Consider the following 25,157-nt stretch of genomic DNA (forward strand, 5'->3'; position numbering starts at 1 on the left):
CTTCGTCATGCCCGGCCGCCGCCGGCGCGGGCCGCCGGACGGAGGTCGTCGAGCTCGACGGCGGCGCAGCGCCAGCGGTGGTCGGCGCCGCGTTCGAGGCGGAAGGCCATGGCCCGGACACGGGGGCCGGTGGCGATGCTCGCGAAGGCCTCGATCACGGTCCGGCCGGCGTCCAGCTGCATCGCGCAGCGGCGCAGGACGGGACGCGGCCCGAGCGACCGCAGCGGGGTGTCCGGGGCGAGGCGGACCAGCTGCTCGTACCCCTCCCCGACGGTGTACCCGAGCATCCAGTGGACCGGCCGCTCACCACTGAGCACGGCGAGCAGCCGCTCGGCGAACACGGTGTGCGGAGGCAGCGCGCGGGGCGGGGTGCGGTGCGGGACGGACGGCCGGACCCCGGCCGCGCCGCGCGGACGGCTGCCGGCCGGGCCGCCGGGCGCTGTGCGGGGGCGGGGGGTACGGGGAGTGACGGGGCGCGAGGTGGCCTGCGGGGCGGCGGGCCGGGGCGCGACGGCTTCCCCCGCGGCTTCCCGTACGGCTCGCCGGGCGGGCCGTACGGCCTTGGCGGGCTCGGCGGGCGGCGTGGTGGCGAGCGTGGTGGTCATGGCGATCCCCTCCTGGCACAACGGCGGAGTACCGGTCGGTAACTTCCGTTGGGGATCTTGTACGGGCGGGCCGGGTACGGCGGCAAGGGCCGGGCGTCACCAGGCGACTCCGGAGAGTGATTCACCTATCAGGGTGAATCGGGAGGAGGTCGCGTCCAGGAGGGTCGAGCGGCCGTTCCCGGGGTGGACGGGGCGGCCCCCCGGCCGCCCACCCCGAAGGGGGACTCCGCACGTATCCTGAGGGCCACTCCGACTACGAAAGCGGCCAGCCATGCGCGTGTACGTCCCCCTGACCCTCCCCGGTCTCGCACAGGCGCACAAGGCGGGCGAGCTGGGCCCCGGCCCGCTGACCGCCTACGCCGTCACCCCCGCCCTGCGCGAGTGGTACGTCTCCGACGACATCGAGGAGCTGGAGTACGCGGCGCTCAACCGGGCCGCCGCCGCCTCCCTGCGCCTCCTCGCGGGCGACCCCCGGGCGCCCCGGCGCCGGATCGTCGTCGCCGTCGACGTGGCCGACAGGGAAGCGGCGGTCGACCCCGACCGCGGACTCGACGCCGGATCCATCGGCGAGGTCCGCATCGCCGGATCCGTCCCGCTGTCCAAGGCGGCGGCGGTGCACGCGGACGCCGACGACGCCGAGGCGGACGTCACCGCGGCGGCGGCCGCGCTCGGCGCGGCGGACCTGGGTGACGACGACGCCCAGTTCGTCGTGGACGGGGCCGAGGACCACGAGCTGCTGTGGTTCGGGGTGCAGGAGATCCCCGCGCTGCTGAGCTGACGGCCGGGGCCGGCCGCCCTCCGTACCGGCGCCCTCCCCGCTGTCGGTGGCGCCCGGTACGGTCTTCCCCATGGGGAAGCACGGTAAGGGCCGGGGCACGCACCTGGTCTGGGACTGGAACGGCACGCTGCTCGACGACATCGGCGCGGTCATCGACGCGACCAACGCCGCCTTCGCGGAGCTCGGCCTGGAGCCGATCACGCTGGAGCGGTACCGCGAGCTGTACACGGTGCCGGTGCCGAAGTTCTACGAACGGCTCATGGGCCGGCTGCCCACCGACGACGAGTGGACCGTCATGGACGGAACCTTCCACCGGCACTACTGGCAGCGGGCCGAGGCGTGCGTGCTCACCCCCGGCGCCGCCGAGCTGCTCGCCGCGCGCCAGGCCTCCGGTCTCACCCAGTCGCTGCTCTCGCTCGCGCCCCACACCGACCTCGTCCCGCTCGTCCGCCGGCACGGGATCGCCGAGCGGTTCCTCCGCGTGGACGGGCGGACCGACCGGTCCACGGACGGCAAGGCCGGGCACATGGTGCGCCACCTGACGGCGCTGCGTGACGTCCCGGCGGAGCGGGTGGTCGTCATCGGGGACGCCGCGGACGACGCGTACGCGGCGGCGCACGTGGGCGCGAGGGCCGTGCTGTTCACCGGTGGCTCGCACAGCCGGGCCTCCCTGGAGCGGGTGGGCGTGCCGGTGGTCGACTCGCTGGAGGAGGCCGTGGCCGTGGCGGAGGAGCTGGTCTGAGGCGCCCGCGCCCCCGCCCCGTCCCCCGCCGGCCGCGCCCCGGCGGCCCCCGCCTCTCAGCCCTTCGCGCGCAGCACCTTCAGGAACTCGCGCATCCACACCGGGTGGTCCGGCCAGGCGCGGGAGGAGACCAGCAGGCCGTCCACCACGGCCTCCGTGTCGCGGAACGCCGCCCCCGCAGCCTGCATGTCCAGCTCCAGTGCCGGGTACGCGGTGACCCGGCGGCCCTCCAGGCCGCCGACCGCAGCCGTCAGGAGAGGACCGTGACAGATCTGCGCCACCGGCTTGTCCGCGTCGAAGAACGACTTCAGGATCTTCCGCAGCTCCGGGTCGTTGCGCAGGTACTCGGGCGCCCGGCCGCCCGGGATCACCACGGCCACGTACGCGCTCGGGTCCACCTCCGAGAACGCCAGGTCCGCCGGCCAGGTGTAGCCCGGCTTCTCGGTGTACGTGTCGAAGCCCGGCTCGAAGTCGTGCACCACGAACCGGAGCCGCTTGCGGGACGGGGCCGCGATGTCGACCTCGTACCCCTCCTCCAGCAGCCGCTGGTACGGGTACAGCACCTCCAGCGACTCCGCCGCGTCACCGGTCACGATCAAGATCTTCGCCATGGCGTCTCCCGGATCTCCGTTGGTCGGCCGGCCGTGCCCGGTCCCCGCGCCGCGGTCCCGGCTCCCAGCCGTTCCTCGTGCCGGGTCCACGCTCCCGCGTGCGGCCCGCCCTGCCAAGACCACCCTGTGTCGCTGTCCAGAACGTCAAACTTCCCCTCGCACTTTTGTACACATACGGCTCATGACGATCCGGGGGGCGGGAGCGATAGGCTTTTCCCGTGATCAGCGCGATACGCCGAGGGGGCAACGCAGCCCCCGGCTGCCGCCCGGCCCGCGGAAGCGGCCGGGCCGCCCGTGCGTTCGCCGATCCTTTCCGTCCGGGCGGGCCGCGCTGTATGGCCGATAACGACCCGGGCATCTCTCATCGGGCATACCGTCGACACCGACCGGAATCACCGCGTCGTGGCGTTGTGCCCTTCCTTCCACCGACGTCACGCAACGGCGCGCGACCAGGAGTCAGAGGACATGCAGACCAAGCTGGACGAAGCCAAGGCCGAGCTGCTCGAAAGGGCCGCTCGGGTAGCTGAGCACAGCCCGGTCGGGGGGCGACTTCCGACGGGCTCCGAGGGCGGGGAGCGCCCGGACCGGGACACCGTGCTCGACTACCTCCAGCGCTACTACCTGCACACCGCGCCCGAGGACCTCACCGACCGTGACCCGGTGGACGTCTTCGGCGCCGCGCTCTCGCACTACCGGCTCGCCGAGAACCGGCCCCAGGGCACTGCCAGCGTCCGCGTCCACACCCCGACGGTGGAGGAGAACGGCTGGACCAGCAGCCACTCCGTCGTCGAGGTCGTCACCGACGACATGCCCTTCCTCGTCGACTCCGTCACCAACGAGCTGTCCCGCCAGGGCCGCGGCATCCACGTCGTGATCCACCCGCAGGTCCTCGTCCGCCGTGATGTCACCGGCCGCCTCATCGAGGTCCTGACCGCCCAGCCCGCCGAGCGCCCCCACGACGTGCTCACCGAGTCCTGGATCCACGTCGAGATCGACCGCGAGACCGACCGCGCCGACCTCAAGCAGATCACCTCCGACCTGCTGCGCGTCCTCTCCGACGTCCGCGAGACCGTCGAGGACTGGGAGAAGATGCGCGACGCCGCGCTGCGCATCGCCGACGGCCTGCCCGACGAGCCCACCGCCTCCGACCTGCGCCCCACCGAGGTGGAAGAGGCCCGCGAGCTGCTGCGCTGGCTCGCCGACGACCACTTCACCTTCCTCGGCTACCGCGAGTACGAGCTGGTCGACGGCGACGCCCTGGCCGCCGTGCCCGGCACCGGCCTCGGCATCCTGCGCTCCGACCCGCACCACAGCGGCGACGACCAGGGCCACCACGCCCACCCCGTCTCGCCGTCCTTCAGCCGGCTGCCCGCCGACGCCCGCGCGAAGGCGCGTGAGCACAAGCTGCTCATCCTGACGAAGGCGAACAGCCGGGCGACCGTGCACCGCCCCTCGTACCTCGACTACATCGGCGTGAAGAAGTTCGACGCCAACGGCAACGTCGTCGGCGAGCGCCGCTTCCTCGGCCTCTTCTCCTCCGCCGCCTACACCGAGTCCGTCCGCCGCGTCCCGGTCGTCAAGCGCAAGGTCCAGGAGGTCCTGGACGGCGCCGGCTTCTCGCCCAACAGCCACGACGGCCGCGACCTGCTCCAGATCCTGGAGACGTACCCGCGCGACGAGCTGTTCCAGACCCCGGTCGACCAGCTCCAGGCCATCGTCACCAGCGTCCTGTACCTCCAGGAGCGGCGCCGGCTGCGGCTCTACCTGCGCCAGGACGAGTACGGCCGCTACTACTCGGCCCTCGTCTACCTGCCGCGCGACCGCTACACCACCCGGGTCCGGCTGCGGATCATCGAGATCCTCAAGGAGGAGCTCGGCGGCACCAGCGTCGACTTCACCGCCTGGAACACCGAGTCGATCCTCTCCCGCCTCCACTTCGTCGTCCGCGTCGAGCCCGGCACCGAACTCGCCAAGCTCACCGACGCCGACGTCGACCGCATCGAGTCCCGGCTGGTCGACGCCGCCCGCTCGTGGTCGGACGGCTTCGGCGAGGCCCTCAACGCCGAGTGCGGCGAGGAGCGCGCCGCCGAGCTGCTGCGCCGTTACGGCAACGCCTTCCCCGAGGGCTACAAGGCCGACCACTCGCCGCGCGCCGCCGTCTCCGACCTCGTCCACCTCGAGGCCCTCGCCCAGAGCGGCAAGGACTTCGCGCTCTCCCTCTACGAGCCGGTCGGTGCCGCGCCGGGCGAGCGCCGCTTCAAGGTCTACAAGGTCGGCGACCCGATCTCGCTGTCCGCCGTGCTCCCGGTCCTCAACCGGCTCGGCGTCGAGGTCACCGACGAGCGGCCGTACGAGCTGCGCGGCGCCGACCGCACCCGCAAGGCCTGGATCTACGACTTCGGCCTGCGGATGCCCGTCTCCCTCGGCAACGGCGGCGACTACCTCGGCGACGACGCCCGCGAGCGCTTCCAGGAGGCCTTCGCCGCCACCTGGACCGGCGCGGCCGAGAACGACAACTTCAACTCGCTCGTCCTGTCCGCCGGGCTCACCTGGCGGCAGGCGATGGTGCTGCGCGCCTACGCCAAGTACCTGCGCCAGGCCGGTTCGACGTTCAGCCAGGACTACATGGAGGACACCCTCCGCAACAACGTCCACACCACCCGGCTGCTCGTCTCCCTCTTCGAGGCCCGGATGGCCCCGGAGCGCCAGCGCGCCGGCACCGAACTGACCGACGGCATCCTGGAGGAGCTGGACGGCGCCCTCGACCAGGTCGCGAGCCTGGACGAGGACCGCATCCTGCGCTCCTTCCTCACCGTCATCAAGGCGACCCTGCGGACGAACTTCTTCCAGAAGGCCGCCGACGGCACCCCGCACGCCTACGTGTCGATGAAGTTCGACCCGCAGGCCATCCCGGACCTGCCGGCCCCGCGCCCCGCCTTCGAGATCTGGGTGTACTCGCCGCGCGTCGAGGGCGTCCACCTGCGCTTCGGCAAGGTCGCCCGAGGCGGCCTGCGCTGGTCCGACCGCCGCGAGGACTTCCGTACCGAGATCCTCGGCCTGGTCAAGGCGCAGATGGTGAAGAACACCGTCATCGTGCCCGTCGGCGCCAAGGGCGGCTTCGTCGCCAAGCAGCTCCCGGACCCGTCCGTGGACCGGGACGCCTGGCTGGCCGAGGGCGTCGCCGCGTACAAGACGTTCATCTCCGCCCTGCTCGACATCACCGACAACCTCGTCGCGGGCGAGGTCGTGCCGCCGCTCGACGTCGTCCGCCACGACGAGGACGACACCTACCTCGTCGTCGCCGCCGACAAGGGCACCGCCACCTTCTCCGACATCGCCAACGGCGTCGCGGAGTCGTACGGCTTCTGGCTCGGCGACGCCTTCGCCTCCGGCGGCTCGGCCGGCTACGACCACAAGGGCATGGGCATCACCGCCCGCGGCGCCTGGGAGTCGGTCAAGCGCCACTTCCGCGAGTTCGGCCACGACACCCAGACCGAGGACTTCACCGTCGTCGGCGTCGGTGACATGTCCGGCGACGTGTTCGGCAACGGCATGCTGCTCTCCGAGCACATCCGACTGGTGGCCGCGTTCGACCACCGCCACATCTTCGTCGACCCGAACCCGGACGCGGCCGTCTCGTACGCCGAGCGCCGCCGCCTGTTCGAGCTGCCCCGCTCCTCCTGGGCCGATTACGACACCTCCCTCATCTCCGCGGGCGGCGGCGTCTTCCCGCGCAGCGCCAAGTCGATCCCGGTCAACGCGCACATGCGGGCCGCCCTCGGCATCGAGGACGGCGTCACCAAGATGACCCCCGCCGAGCTGATGAAGGCGATCCTGCGGGCCCCCGTCGACCTGCTGTGGAACGGCGGCATCGGCACGTACGTCAAGGCCTCCACGGAGTCCCACGCGGACGTCGGCGACAAGGCCAACGACGCCATCCGCGTCGACGGCCAGGACGTGCGGGCCAAGGTCATCGGCGAGGGCGGCAACCTCGGGGCGACCCAGCTGGGCCGCATCGAGTTCGCCCGCACCGGCGGCAAGGTGAACACCGACGCCATCGACAACAGCGCCGGCGTCAACACCTCCGACCTCGAGGTCAACATCAAGATCCTGCTCAACGGGCTCGTCGCCGAGGGCGACATGACCGTCAAGCAGCGCAACAAGATCCTCGCGGAGATGACCGACGAGGTCGGCACGCTCGTCCTGCGCAACAACTACGCGCAGAACGTGGCCCTGGCCAACGCCGTCGAGCAGTCCCCGTCCCTGCTCCACGCCCACCAGCGGTTCATGCGCCGCCTGGGACGCGACGGGGCCCTCGACCGCGGCCTGGAGTTCCTGCCGAACGACCGGCAGATCCGCGAGCTCCTCAACAGCGGCAAGGGCCTGAGCCAGCCGGAGCTCGCCGTCCTGCTCGCCTACACCAAGATCACGGTGGCCGACGAGCTGATCGGTACGGAGCTGCCGGACGACCCGTACCTGCGCGAGCTGCTGCACGCGTACTTCCCGACGCTGCTGCGCGAGAAGTTCCCCGAGGCCATCGACGGTCACGCGCTGCGCCGCGAGATCATCACCACGGTCCTGGTCAACGACACCGTGAACACCGGTGGCTCGACGTTCCTGCACCGCCTCCGCGAGGAGACCGGCGCGTCGATCGAGGAGATCGTGCGGGCGCAGACCGCCGCCCGGGCCATCTTCCGGCTCAGCCAGGTCTGGGACGCCGTCGAGAACCTCGACAACCGGGTCCCGGCCGACGTCCAGACCCGGATGCGGCTGCACTCGCGGCGCCTCGTCGAGCGCGGCACCCGCTGGCTGCTCAACAACCGGCCGCAGCCGCTGCGGATCGGCGAGACCATCGACTTCTTCGCCGAGCGCGTGGAGCGGGTCTGGGCGCAGCTGCCGCAGCTGCTGCGCGGCGCGGACCTGGAGTGGTACCAGTCGATCCTGGACGAGCTGACCGAGGTCGGCGTGCCGGAGGAGCTGGCGCTGCGCGTCGCCGGGTTCTCCTCCGCCTTCCCGATCCTCGACATCGTGGCGATCGCGGACCGCTCCGGCACGGAGGCCCTGGCGGTGGCCGAGGTCTACTACGACCTGGCCGACCGGCTGCGGATCACGGACCTGATGGACCGGATCATCGAGCTGCCGCGCAGCGACCGCTGGCAGTCCATGGCCCGTGCCTCGATCCGCGAGGACCTCTTCGCGGCCCACGCGGCCCTCACCTCCGACGTGCTGGCGGCGGGCGACGACTCCGCCACGCCGGAGGAGCGGTTCAAGGCCTGGGAGGACAAGAACGCGGCCATCCTGGGCCGCGCCCGGACGACCCTGGAGGAGATCCAGGGCTCGGACACCTTCGACCTGGCGAACCTGTCGGTGGCGATGCGGACCATGCGCACCCTGCTCCGTACCCACAGCTAGGACGTACCGCCACGGGGCCCCGCCGGAGGTTGTCCGGCGGGGCCCCGTGTCATTCCGCGTCGGCCGGTTCGGGCTCCGGGGTGACCGTGGAGGTCCACAGCCGGCGGGCGGCGAGCAGGGCCGCCGCCAGGAGCAGGGCGTTGCGGAGCGCGGGGACGGCGAGGCCCGGCAGGGTGCCGGCGATCACGTCGGCGTAGAGCACGGGGTACGCGAGGGAGCTGAGCGCCGCCGCCGTCAGGAGCAGCAGCACCACCGGACGCATCACGGTCGCCCGGGAGGTCAGGCAGACGGCGCCGAGCCCGAGCAGCCAGACCATGTACTGGGGGCTGAGCACCCGGCTGGTGACGGTGAGCAGCAGGACGGCGGCGAGGGCCGCGTCCAGGGGCGTCGCCGGGGTCCAGTGCCGGGCCCGCAGCCGCCACAGCAGCAGCCAGCCGCAGGTGACGACGGTCAGCAGCAGCGAGAGGTGCCCGAAGGTCGAGACGTACGGGCCGATGTACTCGAGGGCCCCGTGGCGCAGGTCGACCGTGCCGGACCAGACGCCGGTGGCGCGGGCCAGCGCCAGGGCCGTACCGCCGAGCGACTCGATCTGGACGCCCCGGTCGCCCTGCCCGCGCAGGAAGGTGAGCGGGCCGGTGAAGGACAGGGTGAGGACGGTGAGGAGCGCGCCGGCGGTGACGGCGGCGGCGGTCCACGCCTCCCGGGAGGTACGGCCCCGGGGGGTGCCGATCAGGGTGAGCAGCGGCCACACCTTCACCAGGGCACCGAGCCCGGCGAGCGCCCCGCCGATCCGGTGCGCGGCACGGGACCGGGGCCGTTTCAGCGCGAGCAGGGCGAGGACGGCGAGGGCGGTGACCTGCACGTCGTACCGCGCGAGGGGCACGTGGAGCAGCAGGGGAAGGCCGCAGACCCACACCCAGGCGCCGTGCGTGAGGCGCTCCTGGTCGGCGTGGGTCAGGGCGAGCGCGACGAGCGCGTCGGCGAGGAGGGTGAGGACGACGAAGGCCTGGAAGTAGCTGAGCCAGGGCAGGACTCCGGGCGACATGATGACGAGCCCGGCACCGGGCGGGTACTGCCACGCCGGGTCGCCCACGGGGAAGGAACCGTCGGCGAACTGCCCGTACCAGTGCCGGTAGAGCAGGTACACCTCCCGGCCCACCCCGCCGATCCCCAGACTGTCCTTGAGCAGGAGCAGCAGCATCCCCGCGCGGGTGATGAGCCAGACGGCGGCGAGCGCGAGGAGGGGACCGTTCCCGACCGTGACGAAGGTGGCCGAGGTGAAGGTCTCCGACTCGAAGGGCGATCGGGTCAGGCGCGGCGGCGGGGGAGTGCTGCCGGAGCGGGGCGGAGGAGCGCTCCCGGGCGACGGGGGAGCGCTGCCGGACGGCGGGGGGTGGGGCTGCTCGGTCGTCACCCTCCGACCGTAGTCCGATACAGGGGGTTTCTCCCCTTTGTGGTCGCCCGTACCGGTGAACACCGACCGCCGCCGCGCGGCTCAGGCACCGCCCGAGGTGAAGGCCTCGTACGCCGCCACGACCTCCTCGGCCGGTCCGTCCATCCGCAGCGTCCCCGCCTCCAGCCACAGGGCCCGCCCGCAGGTCTCCCTGATGGTGGCGTGCGCGTGGCTCACCAGGAAGACGGTCCCCGCCTCCGCCCGCAGCTCGTCGATCCGCCGCCGGCTGCGGCGCTGGAAGGGGGCGTCGCCCGTCGCCAGGGCCTCGTCGATGAGGAGCACGTCGTGACTCCGGGCGGCGGCGAGGGAGAACCGCAGCCGGGCGGCCATGCCGGAGGAGTACGTCCGCAGGGGGCGCGAGATCGCGTCCTCCTTCTCGTTGACGCCGGAGAACTCCACGATGTCGTCGTAGCGCTCCCGGATCTCCGCCCGGCTCATGCCCATGGCGAGGCCGCCCAGGATCACGTTCCGCTCGCCGGTCAGTTCGTTCATCAGCGCCGCGTTGACGCCGAGCAGCGCGGGCTGCCCCCGGGTGTGGATCCGGCCGCGCTCGACGGGCTGGAGGCCCGCGACGGCCTTCAGCAGGGTGGACTTGCCCGAGCCGTTCGAACCGATCAGGCCGATCGCCTCTCCCTGGTACGCCACGAAGCTCACCCCCCTGACGGCGTGCACCCGGCGGCCCGTCGGCACCGGACGGCGACCGCCCAGCAGCCGGGCGAGACCACCGGCGGTTCCCCGGCCTCCCAGCCTGTGGCCGGCCCCTCCTCCGTGCACGGTGTACGAGACGTGCACGTCGTCCACGACGACGGTCGGAATCCTCGGTGCCTCAGCCACGGCCGTACGTCTCCTCCGCCTGCCAGAACCACAGGAACCCACCCGTGAAGACCACGAGCGCCCAGCCGGCGGCGAGCGCCCAGGCGTGCGGCGGGAGCTGCGCCGCCCCGTAGCTGTCGATGAGCGCAAAACGCATGAGGTCGATGAAGAGGGCCGCCGGATTGCACTGCAGGGCGCGGACGACGGGCTCGGGGAAGCGGCCGCTGTGCGCCAGGTTCTGGATGGACCACATGGCCCCCGAGGCGTACATCCAGGTCCGGAGCACGAACGGCATGAGCTGGGCGATGTCCGGGATGCGGGCGGCGAGCCGTGCCATCACCAGGGCGACGCCCGTGTTGAACAGCGCCTGGAGCAGGAGGGCCGGCACGGCGAGCAGCCAGCTCGGGGCCGGGAACTGGCCGCAACACAGGAGGATCAGGACGAGCGCGGCGAGTGAGAGCAGCAGCTGCTGGAGCTTCTGGAGGGCGAGGGAGAGCGGCAGGGCCGCGCGGGGGAAGTGCAGGGCGCGCACCAGGCCGGGATTGCCGCTGATCGCCCGTGTCCCGCTCAGCACCGTGTCGGCGGTGAAGGTCCACACGAAGACGCCGGTGATCAGGAACGGGACGTAGTCGGGGACCCCGTGCCGGGTGTTCATCAGGACGCCGAAGATCAGGTAGTAGACGGCGGCGTTGAGGAGCGGGGTCATCAGCTGCCAGAGCCGGCCGAGGCGTGCCTGGCTGTACTGGGCGGTCAGGCGGGCGGTCGCGAGGGCGGTGATGAAGGAGCGGCGGGACCAGAGCCGGCGGACGTACGTGCCGAGCGGCGGACGGGCTCCGCTGACGGAGAGGCCGTGGCGGCGGGCGAGTGCACCGAGGTCCTCGGCGGGGATCGCGGCCGGGGCTCCGGGCGGGACGGGTGGGGTGTACGGCCGGGGGGCGAGGGTCGAGGTCATGGGGCCGCTTTCGAGGAGGGCGGGCGCGGGCAGCCGCTGACGGGGCGGGGCGTCGGCCGCCGACGGACGGGATCGGCGCGGAGTGGCTCCGGCGGAGGGGCACGGACACCACTGGCGACGGGACGGAACCGTATCGTCGCTACGTGGAGGCTAGAGTGTGGATACGACGGAACGCAACCGTATCGTCGTGACGATGGTGTTGGTTAGGATGCGCGTATGAGCACCCCGCCCCCCCGACGCGCCCCCGCCGGAGCCGCCGTGCTCCGCGAGGACGTCACCGAGGCCATCCGCGCCGCCGTCTTCGAAGAACTCGCGGCCGTCGGGTTCGCCCGGATGTCGATCGAGGGCATCGCGCGCCGCGCCGGCGTCGGCAAGACCGCCGTCTACCGGCGCTGGAAGTCCAAGCTCTCCCTCGTCCTCGACCTCGTCGGCGCCGTCGCCGAACAGGGCATGCCCGCCCCCGCCACCGGCAGCCTCCACGACGACGTGCGCGCGCTCCTCGAGGTCGCCGCGCAGGCCCTGCGCCACCCCGTCGCGTCGCGGGTCGTCCCGGACCTGCTCGTCGAAGCCGCCAGGAACCCGGAGATCGCCGACGCCCTCCGGGCGGCCCTCCTCGACGGGCGGCAGGGAGTCGTCGCCCGGATCGTCCACGAGGCCGTCGCGCGCGGCGACCTCCCCGACGGAAGCGACCCGGCACGCGCCCTCGACCTCGTCCTCGGCCCCCTCTACTGGCGCCTCGCCGTCGTCCGCACCGAACTGCCCGAGGGGTACGTGGACGAGCTCGCGCGCGCGGCGGTGGCGGCGCTCCGGGCGGGGTGACGCCCGAGCGCCGCCACCGCGGCCGTACCTGCGGAGCGCCCTACTTCACCGCGCCCGCCATCACGCCCGAGACGAACTGGCGCTGGAAGGCGAAGAAGACGACCAGCGGGACGACCATCGACAGGAAGGCTCCCGGGGCCAGGACGTCCACGTTGTTGCCGAACTGGCGGACCTGCTGCTGGAGGGCCACCGTGATCGGTGGGGACTGGGAGTCCGCGAAGATCAGGGCCACCAGCATGTCGTTCCACACCCACAGGAACTGGAAGATTCCCAGCGAGGCGATGGCCGGGCCGCCCAGCGGCAGCACCACGCGCGTGAACAGCCGGATCTCGCCCGCGCCGTCGAGCCGGGCCGCCTCCAGCAGCTCGCGTGGGATCTCCGCGAAGAAATTCCGCAGCAGGAACACCGCGAACGGCAGGCCGAAGGCCGTGTGGAACAGCACCACCCCCGCCGTCGTCTCGAACAGCCCGACCGCCCCGAACAGCTTCGACACCGGGATCAGCGCCACCTGCACCGGCACCACCAGCAGCGCGACCACCCCCAGGAACCACCAGTCGCGGCCCGGGAACTCCAGCCACGCGAAGGCGTAGCCGGCGAACGAACCGATGACCAGGACCAGGAGCGTGGACGGAACGGTGATCATGACCGTCGACAGCAGCGAGCCCGTGAACGTCTCGTTCGTCAGCAGCCGGGCGTAGTTCTCCGTGGTCAGCTGCGCCGGGGCCGCGAACACCTGCCACCAGCCGCTCTCCGCGATGTCCGACGGCGAACGGAGCGACGACAGCAGCAGCCCCACCGTCGGCAGCAGCCAGAACAGACCGGTCAGGAGCAGGAAGGCGCGCACCGCGCCGCCGGCCGTACGGGCGGCGATCCGGGTGGCGAGCGACGTCGACGGCCTCACCTGCGGGCCTCCCTTCGCATGCGACGGATGTTGAGCACCATCACCGGCAGCACCAGGAGCAGCAGGACCACCGCGATCGCCGATCCCACCCCCAGGTCCGCGTCCGTTCCGAAGGACGACCGGTACAGCTGGAGCGCCAGCACGTTCGCGTCGTCCTGGGCCGAACCCGGCGCGATCACGAAGACCAGGTCGAAGATCTTCAGCACATTGATCATCAGCGTGACCAGGACGACCCCGAGGACCGGCGCGAGCAGCGGCACCGTGATCCGGCGGAACACCTGCCACTCGTTCGCCCCGTCCACCCGGGCCGCTTCGAGCAGCTCGCGCGGAACGGCCGCGAGCCCCGCCCCGATCAGCACCATCGCGAACCCGGCCCACATCCACACGTACGCGCCGATCACCGCCGGGGTCACCAGCGACGGACCGAGCCACTCCACGCCGTTGTACTGCTCACGGAAGTTGTCGGCGGGCAGACGCAGGACGGCTCCGTCCGCGCGGTCCGCGGGCAGCTCGAAGGTGCCGTCGGCACCCGCCGTGGCCGTGGCGACCACCTTCCCGTCCCGTACCGCCTCGATCCGCAGCCCCGCGAGCCCCTTCTCGGCCGGGTCGACGCGGTTCGGCTTTCCGCCGCCGCCCCGGGTGAAGTCCAGCCAGGCCGTCCCGGTGATCCGGTCCGCCGCCGGGCCGCCGTCCTCGGCGCCCGGGGCGCGCGCCGGCCGCGCCTCCTCCGGCATCCGGCCCGGCGCCACCCCGACCAGCGGGAGGAGCACCGGCACCCCGGCCCGTACCGGATCCTTCGTCACGTACGCCCCGCCGCCCGCCGCTTCCAGCGGGTGCACGGGCAGCGGACGGGCCCGCGGGAAGACGGAGGCCTCCGCGAAGGTGTCGTGGACGCCGACCCAGACCGCGTTGGCGATCCCGCGGTCCGGATCCTGCTCGTACACCAGCCGGAAGATGATCCCCGCGGCCAGCATCGAGATCGCCATCGGCATGAAGACGACCAGCTTGAACGCCGTCCCCCAGCGGACCCGCTCGGTCAGCACGGCGAAGACCAGGCCGAGGGCGGTGGCCACCGCGGGGGCCACCACCAGCCACACCAGGTTGTTGCGGACGGCCGTCCGCAGCGACTCGTCCGTGACGAGGGCCAGGTAGTTGTCCAGACCGACGAAGACCCCGCCGGAGCGGTCGAAGAACGAGCGCTGGAGGGAGTACCCGATCGGGTAGACGACGAGCGCGCCGAGGAGCAGGACGGCGGGCAGCAGGAACACCGCCGCGACGGTGGTGCTCCCGCGCCGGCCGCCGTTCACGCGTGCCATGGCCCGCGCCTCAGCTCTGCGGGGCCGCGGCCCGGTACGCCTTCGCCGCCTCCGCCTCCAGGCGCGCCTGGGTCCCCGCGACGTCCCTCGGGTTCTTCAGGAAGTCCTGGAGTGCCTTCCACTCGCCCTTCCCGGGAGTGCCGCCGAACGACTGCGGCATCTGGTCCGACATGTCGAAGCGGAAGTCGTCACCGGCCCCGATCAGCGCCTTCGCGATCTCCCGCTGGACGTCGTTCGGGTAGGCGGCCGGGTCCAGGTTCTTGTTCGGCGAGAGGAAACCGCCCTCGGCCGCCCAGATCCGCGCCGCGTCCGGCGAGGCCAGGAACGCCAGCAGGGCCTGCGCCCCCTTGGTGTCCTTCAGGGCCACGGCCGCGTCGCCCGCCGTCACCACGGGCGCCGCGCCCGGTTCGACCGCCGGGAACGGGAAGACCTTCGCGTCCGTACCGATCTTCGCCTCGGTCTGGGCGATGTTGACGGCGGCGAAGTCCCCCTCGAACACCATCGCCCCCTTCGGCCGGTCGCCGCCCGTGAACGTCTGCGTCACCGAGGCCGGGTACTCGGTCTGGAGCGCCCCGCTCGTCCCGCCCGCGAGCAGCTCCGGGCGGCCGAACAGTTCGGCGAGCGTCTTCAGGGCGGCGGCGACGGAGGGGTCGGTCCACTTGATCTCGTGCTTGGCCAGCTGGTCGTACTTCTCCGGGCCCGCCTGCGAGAGGTAGACGTTCTCGAACCAGTCGGTGAGCGTCCAGCCGTCCGCGCCGCCGACCGAGACCGGGGTGACGCCGGAGGCCGAGATCGTCTCGGCCGTGGACAGGAACTCCTTCCACGTCTTCGGCTCGGTGGCGCCCGCGTTGTCGAAGGCCGCGGTGTTGTACCAGACCAGGGACTTGTTGGCGGCCTTGAAGTACACCCCGTACGGGGTGCCGTCCACCGTGCCCAGCTCCCGCCAGCCGCGCGAGTAGTTCGCTTCGAGGGCCCGCCGCCCTTCCGGCCCCACCGGCTTGATCCACTTCTGGGCCGCGGCCTGCCGGATGGCGCCGACCTGCGGCAGCATCGCCACGTCCGGCGGCGAACCACCGGCGATCTTCGTCCCGAGGAAGTTCACGATGGGATCCTGGGCGGGCACGAAGGTGACGGTCGCGCCCGTCCGCTTCTCGAACTCCTTCAGCACCTTGGAGAAGTTCTCCTGCTCGGGGCCCGTCCAGACGGCCGCCACCTCGATCTTCTCGCCCTTCAGCGGTAAGGCCCCGGTGGGGCCCGCGCTCGGGCCGGCGTCCGTCGATCCCCCGCCGCCGCAGGCGGTGAGGACGAGCGCGGTGACGGCCGTGACGGCCGTGAGGGCGCCGAATCGTGTGCGTGGACGAAGAGTTGTACGCATTGCTGCCCCGTCTCTGTCGTGCGCGTCGCTGTACGTGCCGACAGGTCTACGCCGGGGCGCCGGAGCCCGCAATACCGCCTTCGGGGTCTCCCGGGTGATCGTGACTGGCTCGTGACGTGAGGTCAGGCCGCAGGGGCGGTGGGCGGCCGGTGGGCGGCCGGGGCCCGGCGGTCCGGGGCGCGGCGGGTGCCGGGCCGCCGGGCCCCGGACCGGGTCACGCGTGCGTGAGGGGTGGTACGGGCGCGGCCTCCACCGAGCGCGCCGCCCGTTCCAGCGCGCTCGCCAGGAGGGCCAGGTCCGTCGGGCCGTTGCCCAGCTCGCGGACCGGGCGCCGGGTCGGCGGATCGCCCATCCGCTCCCACTCCAGCGGGACGACGGTCGGGCGGAGCGTCGCCGTGCGCGGGATCCGCCCCGTCACCCGGCCCGTCTGGAACGGGGTCACCCGGCCGTCGGGGTGGCCGAGGCGGCCCCGCCCGGGCGCCGGAACGTCCGGACCGGGCACCACCGGCGGCGGGTCGAGCACGATCCGGAGCCGGGCGCCGTGGGCCAGCTCCGTGTCGGCGGTCCGGTCGGGACGGGCGGAGGTCACGACGAGGTGCACACCGAGGCGCTCGCCACTCCGGGCCACGGCCTCCAGCGCCCGTACGACGGAACCCGCCGCCGGACGGCCGGGCGCGCCGAGCGCCGGTGCGACCAGGGCGTCGAAGTCGTCCACCAGGACGACGAGACGCGGCAGCGGGCCCACCGCCGCCGGTGCCTGCACCTGCTCCGGGGCGGGGGACGGCACCTGGGCCTGGGCGTGCGGGACACGGGGGGACTCGGGGCCCGCCGGGCGCGGGATCACGGGCTCCCCGGCGCCGACGCGCAGGGTCCGTCCGCTCGACGGGGCGTCGAGCCCGCCGCTGCGGCGCGGCAGGCGCCCACTGGGCGTCTCGCCCAGGAAACCGTCCACGGCCCCCCGCGCCCCGCGCCCACCGGCCCGCCCGTCGACGTCGTCGTCACCGACCCGGAGCGTCCGCCCACTGGTCCGCTCGGGCAGCGTCCCGTCCCCGGCCCGGTGCACTCGGCCATCGGGCCGCGGATCGAGGTCACGACCGGCCGGACGGGCCACGCGCCCGCTCCCGCGCGCGTCGAGGTCGTCGGCACCCGGGTACGGGGTGCGCCCGCTCGGCCGGCTGTCGCCGTACTCCGTACCGGGGTACGGCGTGCGGCCGCTCGCGCGGCTGCCCGGGTCGGTGTCGCCGGGCCGCCCCACGCGCCCGCTCCCGCGCGCGTCGAGGTCGTCGGCGCCGGGGTAGGGGGAGCGCGTGCCGGCACGGCTCTCGGCGCGTTCCGCGCCGGGGGACGGGGCGCGCCCGCCGGCCCGGCCGGACAGCTGGTCCGTCCCCGGGTACGGGCTGTCCGGGTACGGGGTCCGGCCGCTCGCGCGGCTCTCCAGGGCGTCGACGGCGGGGTACGGCCGGCGGCCCGTCGTCGGGTCGGCGTCCCGCGAGGCGGCGCGGCCGTCGCCGTGGCGGGGGGACGGGAGGGAGCCGACCGGGCCGTCACCCGTGCGGAGGGTGCGGCCGCTGGGGCGGTCGGCGAGGTCCGTGGGGTCGGGGAGGCGCACGCTCGCGCGGGCGCCCTGGGGGACCGATTCCGCCGCGCTCGGGACGCGCTGGCCGACCACCGCCCGGGCGGTCCGCCGTTCGGCGAAGCCGCCCTCGCCGAGGATCTCCGCCCGCCGCTTCAGCTCCGCCCCCAGCGCCTGCGCGAACTCCCGCATCCGCACCGGGTCCGAGGCCACCAGGTGCTCGGTGACGTGCGGCAGCTCCGTACAGGCCGCGAGACCCTCGCCGCGCTCGCCGCCCGCGCCGTCGACCAGGAACAGGCCGAGCCGGTCGGGTCGGGCGGAGGCGGCGAGGGAGGCGGCGATCGAGCGGAGCAGCTCCGTGCGGCCGCTGCCGGCCGGGCCCTCGATGAGGAGGTGCGGGCCCTCCTGGGTGAGGTCCAGGGAGAGCGGCCCGCGCGGGCCGGCGCCGAGGACGGCGGTGCCCTCGCCGGCGGAGGCCCAGCGGGCCATCAGGGACGCGGGGGTGGCCCGGGCGAGCCCGAGTTCGTCGAGGAGCCGGGCGGAGGGCGGCAGCGCGGCGGCCCGGCCGTTCGGCGTCGCGGCCGCGTCGGTGCGCAGCGGGGCGAGCGCGCGCCCGAAGCGCTCCGCCCAGGCGACGGACACCGCGTCGACGACTCCGACCGTGCCGTGGCCGGCGGCCCGCCCGCCCGTGGTGCGCAGCAGCCGCAGCGCCGTGGCCACGTCCCCGCTGAGCAGGACGGCGGCCCCGCACTCGCGGAAGGCGAGGGAGGCCGCGCAGGCCGTCTCGTACGTGGCGGCCACGGGGGAGACGGGCGAGGCGGAGGGCGCCTCGGCGAGGCAGATCAGGTGGATGCCGGCCGCGGCGCCGGCCCCGGCGAGCCGGGCGACGGTCTCGCGCAGCGCCGAGGAACCGGGGTCGCCGTCGACGACCACGACCGTCGCGGGCCCGTCGTACCGGGCGGCGGCCTCCGCGACGGCCGTGCGGTCGGCGCTGGGCCAGCCGGGACCGAGCGGCCCGTCGTCCAGGCGCCGGGTCAGCTCCGCCGTACGGGCCTGGGCCTGCTCGCGGTCGTAGGCGAGGAGCAGCCGGCAGTCCTGCCCGTGCGCCGGGCGGACGTGCGGGAGCCAGCCGAGCCAGCCCCAGGCGCGCCGCCGCTCCTCCAGGGAGCGGTTCCGGTCGGCGCTGATCAGGACGATCTCGAGGTCGGCGGGGGAGTGCAGCGCGGCGAGCTGGGCCACCACGGAGCGGGCGAGCCCGGCGAGCCGGTCGGCGGGGCCGGCCAGGCCGAGGGAACCGGCCTCGCGCAGCCCGATGGTGACAGGCACCCCGGACAGGTCGGCCCGGTCGGTCGTGCCCAGCCGGACGACGAGGGCCTCGGCGTGGTCCCGGCCGCGCTCCCAGAGTCGGGGCCCGGGGCCGAGAGCGGTGAGGAGGACGGCCGACGGGTCGGGCCACGTGTCGGCGACGGGCAGGGGACCGGTGGCGTCCGGCCCGGTCCGTCCGTCCGGGGCGTGCCCGGCCGGCGGAGCACCGGCGGTGGCGGGCGCCGGTTCGTCGCGGCCCCCCGCCAGGCGGCGCGCCCAGGCGCCGAGTCCCCGCCGCGCGGCCGGGCGCCCGGCGGAGGCCGGCGCGTCGGAACGGCGCCGGCCTCCGCCGTGGGCCTCGTCGCCCTCGGAGGGCCCCTCCTCGCGCGCGTGCCCGGGGCTTTCGTCGTACGGCTCCGTGAGTCCGATGCCCCGCGCACCGCCGTGGGTGGCGCCGGCCGAGGGAGGCGCGGCGGGCGCCGCGTGCCCGCCGGGGCCCGGCCACGGGCCGCCGCTGCCGCCGTGCGGGGCGGCGGTGGCCGCGGCGGGACCGGGGGCGAGCCGCAGATGGCCCTCGCCGTCGGGCGTGGTCGCCCGCGTCTCCGTACCGGCCGGGTCCTCGCCCGGCCCGGTGAGGCGGAGGGCGGACTCGCCGAGGCGCAGCAGGGCGCCGGGGCGCAGCCGGACCGGGCGCGGTCCGACGGGCACGCCGTCGAGCGTGGTGCCGTTGGTGGAGCCGAGATCCGCGACGGTCACCCGGCCGTCCTCGCCGACGGTGACCGTGCAGTGGGCGCGGGAGACGTCGGGGTCGTCCAGCGGCACGTCGGCGTCGACGGAACGGCCGATTCTGATCGGTCCGCCGTGGAGCAGGTGGACCCCGCCCGCGTCGGGCCCGGCCACCACGTGCAGGCGCGCGGCGACGGCCGTGTCCACCCGGTCGTCCGGGCCCGGGGCCTGGAGCGAGAGGACGGCGCCGTCCACGAGCGGGGGCTCGCCGAGGACGCAGCGGCGGGCGTCGAGCCGCTCCCCGCCCGCGTACAGCACGACCGTGTTCGACGCGGGGGTGTCGGGGCCGGTGACGGCGGCGGCCAGGCCGGATGTCACGGCGGCGAGCGCCGTCCCGGGCGGGGCGGTGACGAGCACGTCGCACGCGCGCCCGGCGCCGTGGCCGGCGTGCGGCGCGAGGACGGTCAGCCGGATCTGCATCGCCGTCAGCGGTCCCTTCTGCGCGCGATGCCCGGCAGGGGGAACCGCCCCGTCCCTCCCCCCACCCGGCACGGACGCGTCGCCCGGTACAGGTCGGCACGGCGCGGGGGCTCCCGACCCCACCGATGCGACGTGCTGGAGGCATCCTCGCACCTGCCGCCGACAACCCGCCCCCGGGTCACCCATAAGTGATCTTGAACGATCGGAGGTGGCCGGAAAATCGCCTGCCTGTGCGCCGCCGCACACAAGGCGCGGCAACCGTAGGGCCTCATGGAGCGTCTTCTTCCGGACAAGTCCGGGCACCGTTCCGGACGTCAGGGACCCCGGGCGGACCCCGGACCGGACGTCCACCCGGTGTCCGCCGGGCGACCCGCCGGGTGGAGCCCGCGGGCCGCCGGAACCGTCAGGAACCGTCCGGGCCGGTCCGCACCGGCCCGGACCGCTCCGGAGTCGAACGGGCGAGCGGAATCCGCCTGTGGACAACCGGCCGGTGACCCGTTCGGCGGCACTAAAGTGGGTCGGACACCCGGACGGGTCACAAACAGAGACAAGGACCCCGGGGACCAGCAGACCGACCCCAGGACCACGATCAGCAGGGAGCGCGTGACGTGCGGCCTATCGGCAGCAAGTACCTGCTCGAGGAGCCGCTCGGCCGCGGCGCCACGGGCACCGTCTGGCGAGCCCGCCAGCGGGAGACGGCGGGCGCCGAGGCGGCCGTCCCCGGCCAGCCCGGGGAGACCGTCGCGATCAAGGTCCTCAAGGAGGAGCTGGCCAACGACGCGGACATCGTGATGCGCTTCCTGCGCGAGCGGTCCGTGCTGCTCCGGCTCACCCACCCCAACATCGTGCGCACCCGCGACCTGGTGGTGGAGGGGGACGTCCTGGCGCTCGTCATGGATCTCGTCGAAGGCCCCGACCTGCACCGCTACATCCGGGAGAACGGGCCGCTCACCCCCGTGGCCGCCGCCCTCCTGACGGCCCAGATCGCCGACGCGCTCGCCGCCAGCCACGCCGACGGCGTCGTCCACCGCGACCTCAAGCCGGCCAACGTGCTGCTCGCCGAGCGGGACGGCGGCATGCACCCGATGCTCACCGACTTCGGCATCGCCCGTCTCGCCGACTCGCCCGGCCTCACCCGCACCCACGAGTTCGTCGGCACGCCCGCGTACGTGGCGCCGGAGTCCGCCGAGGGCCGGCCGCAGACCTCCGCCGTCGACATCTACGGCGCGGGCATCCTGCTCTACGAGCTGGTCACCGGCCGGCCTCCGTTCGCCGGCGGCACCGCCCTGGAGGTCCTGCACCGGCACCTCAGCGAGGAGCCCCGCCGCCCCTCCACCGTCCCCGGCCCCCTGTGGACGGTCATCGAACGCTGCCTCAGCAAGAACCCCGACCTGCGGCCCAGCGCGGTCAACCTGGCCCGCGGCCTGCGGACGGTCGCCGCCGGCATCGGCGTGCACGCCTCGCCCGCGCAGATCGAGGCCGCCGAGGGCGTCGGCGCGCTCCTCGCCCCGGACCCGGCGCCCGCGCCGGTGCCGGTGACGCCCGGAGCCGCGGACCCCACGCAGGTGCTGCCCAGCGGCGCCGGTGCCGCGCAGTACGACCCGGCGGCGCCCACCAGTGTCATGCCGACGAGCCCGCCGCCCGGCGCGGCCGACGCGACCGCGGTCCTGCCCTCCACCGGCCCCGCCGGCCAGGGCGGGCACGGCGGGCACGGCCAAGGCGGCGCCGACCCGACCGCCGTCATGCCCCCCGTGCCGCCACAGCCGCCGCAGGGCGGGCCCGAGGACCCGCACCCCTGGCAGAACCAGCTGCGCGCCGCCCGCGACCGCAACGAGCAGACGCAGATCCAGTACCTCGACCCGTCCGAGGACCCGCTGCGCCGCCGCCCCCAGCGTCAGCCCCAGCAGCCCGCACGGCAGCAGCCGCACCAGCCGCAGCGCCCCGCCCCGCAGCGGCCCGCCCCCGCGCCGTACCAGCAGCAGCCTCCGCAGCGGCAGCAGTACGCGCCTCCGCCGCCCCCGCCCCAGCAGTACGCGCCGCCCCAGCAGCAGTACGCCCCGCCGCAGCCGCCGCCGCAGGCTCCCGCCCCGCGCGCCCCGCGTCCGCCGCGCGAGCCGCGCCGCAGCGCCAACCCGGTGCGGATCCCCGGCCTCGGCTGTCTCAAGGGCTGCCTGGTCATGATCGTCCTGTTCGTGGTGGCCGGCTGGCTCATCTGGGAGCTCACCCCGCTCCAGGGCTGGATCGCCGAGGGCAAGAGCTACTGGCAGGCCATCGGCGACGGCATCTCCTCGGTCACCGACTGGATCTCCAAAATCGGCGACAGCGCGGGCTCCAGCGGGGGTGCTACCGGCGGTACGGGGCAGTAATACTGCCGATTTATCGACTTCCGGAGGGTGATTTCCCTCCGGAAGTGACGTCCTGCCGCCGCGGACGCGTAACTTTGACGCGAACCGCAGCCGCTGAGGGAGCAGTCTTGGCACGGAACATCGGCAGCCGCTACACCGCCCACCAGATCCTCGGGCGGGGCAGCGCCGGAACGGTGTGGCTCGGCGAAGGGCCGGAAGGTCCCGTCGCCGTCAAACTGCTGCGCGAGGACCTGGCCTCCGACCAGGAACTCGTCGGCCGCTTCGTCCAGGAGCGGACCGCCCTGCTCGGCCTCGACCACCCCCGGGTGGTCAAGGTCCGCGACCTCGTCGTCGACGGCAACGACCTCGCCCTCGTCATGGACCTCGTGCGCGGCACCGACCTGCGCACCCGCCTCGACCGCGAGCGGCGCCTCGCCCCCGAGGCCGCCGTCGCCATCGCCGCCGACGTCGCCGACGCCCTCGCCGCCGCGCACGCGGCCGGGGTCGTCCACCGCGACGTCAAGCCGGAGAACATCCTCCTCGACATGGAGGGCCCCCTCGGTCCGGGCGGCGCCCACCCCGCCCTCCTCACCGACTTCGGCGTCGCCAAGCTGATCGACACCCCGGGCCGGACCAAGGCCACCCGCATCATCGGCACCCCCGACTACCTCGCCCCCGAGATCGTCGAGGGCCTCCCGCCGCGCGCCGCCGTCGACATCTACGCCCTCGCCACGGTCCTGTACGAGCTGCTCGCGGGCTTCACCCCGTTCGGCGGCGGCCACCCCGGTGCCGTCCTGCGCCGCCACGTCACCGAGACCGTCGTGCCGCTGCCCGGCATCCCCGAGGAGCTGTGGCAGCTGATCGTGCAGTGCCTGGCGAAGGCCCCCGCCTCCCGGCTGCGCGCCTCCGAGCTCGCCGTCCGCCTCAAGGACGTCCTGCCCCTGCTCAAGGGCATCCCGCCGCTGGACGTGGACGAGCCGGGTGCCGAGCCGGCCGCCCCGGAGCCGTACGAGGAGGACACGTACGCCACGGCCGCCGGCACCGGTCCCGGCGAGGGCCGGCCGCGCCGGGCCGCCGTCCCGCTGGTCCCCGGCGCCTCCGCCGACTCCCACCGGGACACCCACACCTCCATGCGGGTCCCCGCCCCCGACGAGCTGTCCGGCGGCCCCCTCGGCACCGCCCGCGCGCCGCGTCCGGCCGGCGCCCGCCGCCCCGGGTCCGCCCGCAACAGAGCCGGAGCGGTCCGCAAGCGGCGGATCACCCTGGCCGTCGCGGCGGCCGTGGTCGCCGGCGCGCTGGGCGCGGGCGGCTACCTGATGGCCTCCGGAAACGCCCCGACGCCGCCGCAGGACTCGAAGCAGTCGTCCCAGGAGTCCCGGCCGTAGTAGGGCTCCGGGCCCGGAGCCGTTACGCTGGACGCGTGGCAGTCGTCGATGTATCCGAAGAACTGAAGTCCCTCTCCTCGACCATGGCGTCGATCGAGGCCGTCCTGGACCTCGACAAGCTGAGGGCCGACATCGCCGTGCTCGAGGAGCAGGCCGCGGCCCCGTCCCTCTGGGACGACCCGGAGGCCGCGCAGAAGATCACGAGCAAGCTCTCGCACCTCCAGGCCGAGGTCCGCAAGGCCGAGGCGCTGCGCAACCGCATCGACGACGTCGCCGTCCTCTTCGAGCTCGCCGAGGAGATGGACGACCCGGACACCCGGGCCGAGGCCGAGACCGAGCTGACCGCCGTGCGCAAGGCGCTCGACGAGATGGAGGTCCGTACCCTCCTCTCCGGCGAGTACGACGAGCGCGAGGCCCTCGTCAACATCCGTGCCGAGGCCGGCGGCGTCGACGCCTCCGACTTCGCCGAGCGGCTCCAGCGCATGTACCTGCGCTGGGCGGAGCGCCACGGCTACTCGACCGAGGTCTACGAGACCTCGTACGCGGAAGAGGCCGGCATCAAGTCGACCACCTTCGTCGTCAAGGCCCCCTACGCCTACGGCACCCTCTCCGTCGAGCAGGGCACCCACCGCCTGGTGCGCATCTCGCCCTTCGACAACCAGGGCCGCCGCCAGACCTCCTTCGCGGGCGTCGAGATCCTCCCGGTCGTGGAGCAGTCCGACCACGTCGAGATCGACGAGTCCGAGCTGCGCATCGACGTCTACCGCGCCTCCGGGCCCGGCGGCCAGGGCGTCAACACCACCGACTCGGCGGTGCGCATCACGCACCTCCCGACCGGCATCGTCGTCTCCTGCCAGAACGAGCGCTCCCAGATCCAGAACAAGGCGAGCGCCATGAACGTCCTCCAGGCGAAGCTGCTGGAGCGCCAGCGCCAGGAGGAGCGCGCCAAGATGGACGCGCTCAAGGGCGACGGCGGCAGCTCGTGGGGCAACCAGATGCGTTCGTACGTCCTCCACCCGTACCAGATGGTCAAGGACCTCCGGACGGAGTTCGAGGTCGGCAACCCGCAGGCGGTCCTCGACGGTGAGATCGACGGCTTCCTGGAGGCCGGCATCCGCTGGCGCAAGCAGCAGGAGAAGTAACACCCTCGCCACGTCCCCGGGCCCCGCACCCCTCCAGGTGCGGGGCCCGGACGCGTGCCCGGCCGGACCGGGACCCGCACCCGGCGCCGTCCCGCGGCCCGTGTCCGGGACGCTCCGTGACGGTCGCGCGGATTCGCGGGCGCAAGCGGAAACACCGCCACCAGGCGCTTTGTCGACAAGGGAACTGGCTGTTCAGGGGCCGTAGTTAAGGGTTTACGTCACAGTTGCATCGCCCCATGGCAGGCAAGTCGTGATCTTTCGGGCATCGCACGCGCAACGACCTTGACGCTGCTTCGGAAACTCGGAAGGGTGGCCCACTGGCATGCGCAATTCTGGGGCGCGTGTGAACGGGGGCCGATCTAGTCGTGATGCCGCCCCTGCTGCGCGGGGCCCCGAGCGCTGCCCCATGACGAATTGAGCTACT

16 protein-coding genes are annotated in these 25,157 nt (G+C 74.0%); 7 read left to right on the forward strand and 9 right to left on the reverse strand.

What is annotated here, in order from left to right; translation table 11 throughout:
* Nucleotides 1–5 precede the first annotated feature (5 nt).
* Nucleotides 6–605 carry an Rv3235 family protein gene (locus tag ABTY40_RS30950; RefSeq protein WP_502990675.1) on the reverse strand — a complete coding sequence of 200 codons (600 nt, stop codon included), beginning with the start codon at nucleotides 603–605 and terminating at the stop codon, nucleotides 6–8.
* Nucleotides 606–876: 271 nt separating this feature from the next.
* On the opposite strand from ABTY40_RS30950, the gene ABTY40_RS25505 reads away from it, so the two are divergent.
* On the forward strand, nucleotides 877–1,383 hold the full coding sequence (locus tag ABTY40_RS25505; protein WP_352061666.1) for a DUF6912 family protein: 507 nt from the start codon (nucleotides 877–879) through the stop codon (nucleotides 1,381–1,383).
* A gap of 70 nt (nucleotides 1,384–1,453) precedes the next feature.
* Nucleotides 1,454–2,125: an HAD family hydrolase gene (locus ABTY40_RS25510; protein WP_352061667.1), complete on the forward strand. Its 672-nt coding sequence runs from the start codon at nucleotides 1,454–1,456 to the stop codon at nucleotides 2,123–2,125.
* A 56-nt stretch (nucleotides 2,126–2,181) separates the two neighbouring features.
* Here the strand turns inward: ABTY40_RS25510 and ABTY40_RS25515 are convergent, their stop codons facing one another.
* The gene (locus ABTY40_RS25515) at nucleotides 2,182–2,736 is read right to left on the reverse strand and encodes a DJ-1/PfpI family protein (protein WP_345288614.1); all 555 of its coding nucleotides are present in this window, start codon (nucleotides 2,734–2,736) and stop codon (nucleotides 2,182–2,184) included.
* Between the two features lie 465 nt (nucleotides 2,737–3,201).
* Between ABTY40_RS25515 and ABTY40_RS25520 the strand changes: the two genes are divergently transcribed.
* On the forward strand, nucleotides 3,202–8,148 hold the full coding sequence (locus ABTY40_RS25520; protein WP_352061668.1) for an NAD-glutamate dehydrogenase: 4,947 nt from the start codon (nucleotides 3,202–3,204) through the stop codon (nucleotides 8,146–8,148).
* Nucleotides 8,149–8,197: 49 nt separating this feature from the next.
* Here the strand turns inward: ABTY40_RS25520 and ABTY40_RS25525 are convergent, their stop codons facing one another.
* The 3 genes from ABTY40_RS25525 to ABTY40_RS25535 all read right to left on the reverse strand — a co-directional run bounded on the left by ABTY40_RS25525 (nucleotide 8,198) and on the right by ABTY40_RS25535 (nucleotide 11,366).
* Complete coding sequence (locus ABTY40_RS25525) at nucleotides 8,198–9,562, reverse strand: glycosyltransferase 87 family protein (RefSeq protein WP_502990676.1); 1,365 nt, start codon at nucleotides 9,560–9,562, stop codon at nucleotides 8,198–8,200.
* Between the two features lie 81 nt (nucleotides 9,563–9,643).
* A complete protein-coding gene (locus ABTY40_RS25530) occupies nucleotides 9,644–10,435 on the reverse strand; it encodes an ABC transporter ATP-binding protein (protein ID WP_352061669.1) in 792 nt (263 codons plus the stop codon).
* Entirely contained in the window at nucleotides 10,428–11,366 is a 939-nt protein-coding gene (locus tag ABTY40_RS25535) for an ABC transporter permease (protein ID WP_352061670.1), read from the reverse strand. The genes ABTY40_RS25530 and ABTY40_RS25535 overlap by 8 nt, the downstream gene beginning before the upstream one ends.
* A 216-nt stretch (nucleotides 11,367–11,582) precedes the next feature.
* Between ABTY40_RS25535 and ABTY40_RS25540 the strand changes: the two genes are divergently transcribed.
* Nucleotides 11,583–12,185 (forward strand): TetR/AcrR family transcriptional regulator, encoded by a 603-nt coding sequence (locus ABTY40_RS25540; protein ID WP_352061671.1) that lies wholly within the window; start codon nucleotides 11,583–11,585, stop codon nucleotides 12,183–12,185.
* 40 nt (nucleotides 12,186–12,225) lie between these two features.
* Here the strand turns inward: ABTY40_RS25540 and ABTY40_RS25545 are convergent, their stop codons facing one another.
* From ABTY40_RS25545 to ABTY40_RS25560, 4 genes are all read right to left on the reverse strand, one after another.
* Nucleotides 12,226–13,086 (reverse strand): carbohydrate ABC transporter permease, encoded by an 861-nt coding sequence (locus tag ABTY40_RS25545; RefSeq protein ID WP_352061672.1) that lies wholly within the window; start codon nucleotides 13,084–13,086, stop codon nucleotides 12,226–12,228.
* Nucleotides 13,083–14,402 (reverse strand): carbohydrate ABC transporter permease, encoded by a 1,320-nt coding sequence (locus ABTY40_RS25550; protein WP_352061673.1) that lies wholly within the window; start codon nucleotides 14,400–14,402, stop codon nucleotides 13,083–13,085. The genes ABTY40_RS25545 and ABTY40_RS25550 overlap by 4 nt, the downstream gene beginning before the upstream one ends.
* A 10-nt stretch (nucleotides 14,403–14,412) precedes the next feature.
* Nucleotides 14,413–15,777, reverse strand: a complete 1,365-nt coding sequence (locus tag ABTY40_RS25555; protein WP_352061674.1) for an ABC transporter substrate-binding protein — start codon at nucleotides 15,775–15,777, stop codon at nucleotides 14,413–14,415.
* 214 nt (nucleotides 15,778–15,991) lie between these two features.
* Entirely contained in the window at nucleotides 15,992–19,861 is a 3,870-nt protein-coding gene (locus tag ABTY40_RS25560) for an FHA domain-containing protein (RefSeq protein WP_352061675.1), read from the reverse strand.
* Nucleotides 19,862–20,469: 608 nt separating this feature from the next.
* Between ABTY40_RS25560 and ABTY40_RS25565 the strand changes: the two genes are divergently transcribed.
* The 3 genes from ABTY40_RS25565 to prfB all read left to right on the forward strand — a co-directional run bounded on the left by ABTY40_RS25565 (nucleotide 20,470) and on the right by prfB (nucleotide 24,733).
* Nucleotides 20,470–22,227: a serine/threonine-protein kinase gene (locus tag ABTY40_RS25565; protein ID WP_352061676.1), complete on the forward strand. Its 1,758-nt coding sequence runs from the start codon at nucleotides 20,470–20,472 to the stop codon at nucleotides 22,225–22,227.
* Between the two features lie 107 nt (nucleotides 22,228–22,334).
* Nucleotides 22,335–23,591, forward strand: coding sequence for a protein kinase domain-containing protein (locus ABTY40_RS25570; protein WP_352061677.1), 1,257 nt, complete (start codon nucleotides 22,335–22,337; stop codon nucleotides 23,589–23,591).
* Nucleotides 23,592–23,626: 35 nt separating this feature from the next.
* Nucleotides 23,627–24,733: a peptide chain release factor 2 gene (gene prfB / locus ABTY40_RS25575; protein WP_352061678.1), complete on the forward strand. Its 1,107-nt coding sequence runs from the start codon at nucleotides 23,627–23,629 to the stop codon at nucleotides 24,731–24,733.
* Nucleotides 24,734–25,157 lie beyond the last annotated feature (424 nt).

The sequence above is a fragment of the Streptomyces sp. NPDC126503 genome, assembly GCF_040302405.1.
In the GTDB taxonomy this organism is placed as follows: Bacteria; Actinomycetota; Actinomycetes; order Streptomycetales; family Streptomycetaceae; genus Streptomyces; species Streptomyces gulbargensis.

Excerpts from the sequence above, each read along its gene's own strand:
- ABTY40_RS30950 (WP_502990675.1), bottom strand. The coding sequence starts at position 605 with ATGACCACCACGCTCGCCACCACGCCGCCCGCCGAGCCCGCCAAGGCC.
- ABTY40_RS25505 (WP_352061666.1), top strand. The coding sequence starts at position 877 with ATGCGCGTGTACGTCCCCCTGACCCTCCCCGGTCTCGCACAGGCGCAC.
- ABTY40_RS25510 (WP_352061667.1), top strand. The coding sequence starts at position 1,454 with ATGGGGAAGCACGGTAAGGGCCGGGGCACGCACCTGGTCTGGGACTGG.
- ABTY40_RS25515 (WP_345288614.1), bottom strand. The coding sequence starts at position 2,736 with ATGGCGAAGATCTTGATCGTGACCGGTGACGCGGCGGAGTCGCTGGAG.
- ABTY40_RS25520 (WP_352061668.1), top strand. The coding sequence starts at position 3,202 with ATGCAGACCAAGCTGGACGAAGCCAAGGCCGAGCTGCTCGAAAGGGCC.
- ABTY40_RS25535 (WP_352061670.1), bottom strand. The coding sequence starts at position 11,366 with ATGACCTCGACCCTCGCCCCCCGGCCGTACACCCCACCCGTCCCGCCC.
- ABTY40_RS25540 (WP_352061671.1), top strand. The coding sequence starts at position 11,583 with ATGAGCACCCCGCCCCCCCGACGCGCCCCCGCCGGAGCCGCCGTGCTC.
- ABTY40_RS25550 (WP_352061673.1), bottom strand. The coding sequence starts at position 14,402 with ATGGCACGCGTGAACGGCGGCCGGCGCGGGAGCACCACCGTCGCGGCG.
- ABTY40_RS25555 (WP_352061674.1), bottom strand. The coding sequence starts at position 15,777 with ATGCGTACAACTCTTCGTCCACGCACACGATTCGGCGCCCTCACGGCC.
- ABTY40_RS25560 (WP_352061675.1), bottom strand. The coding sequence starts at position 19,861 with ATGCAGATCCGGCTGACCGTCCTCGCGCCGCACGCCGGCCACGGCGCC.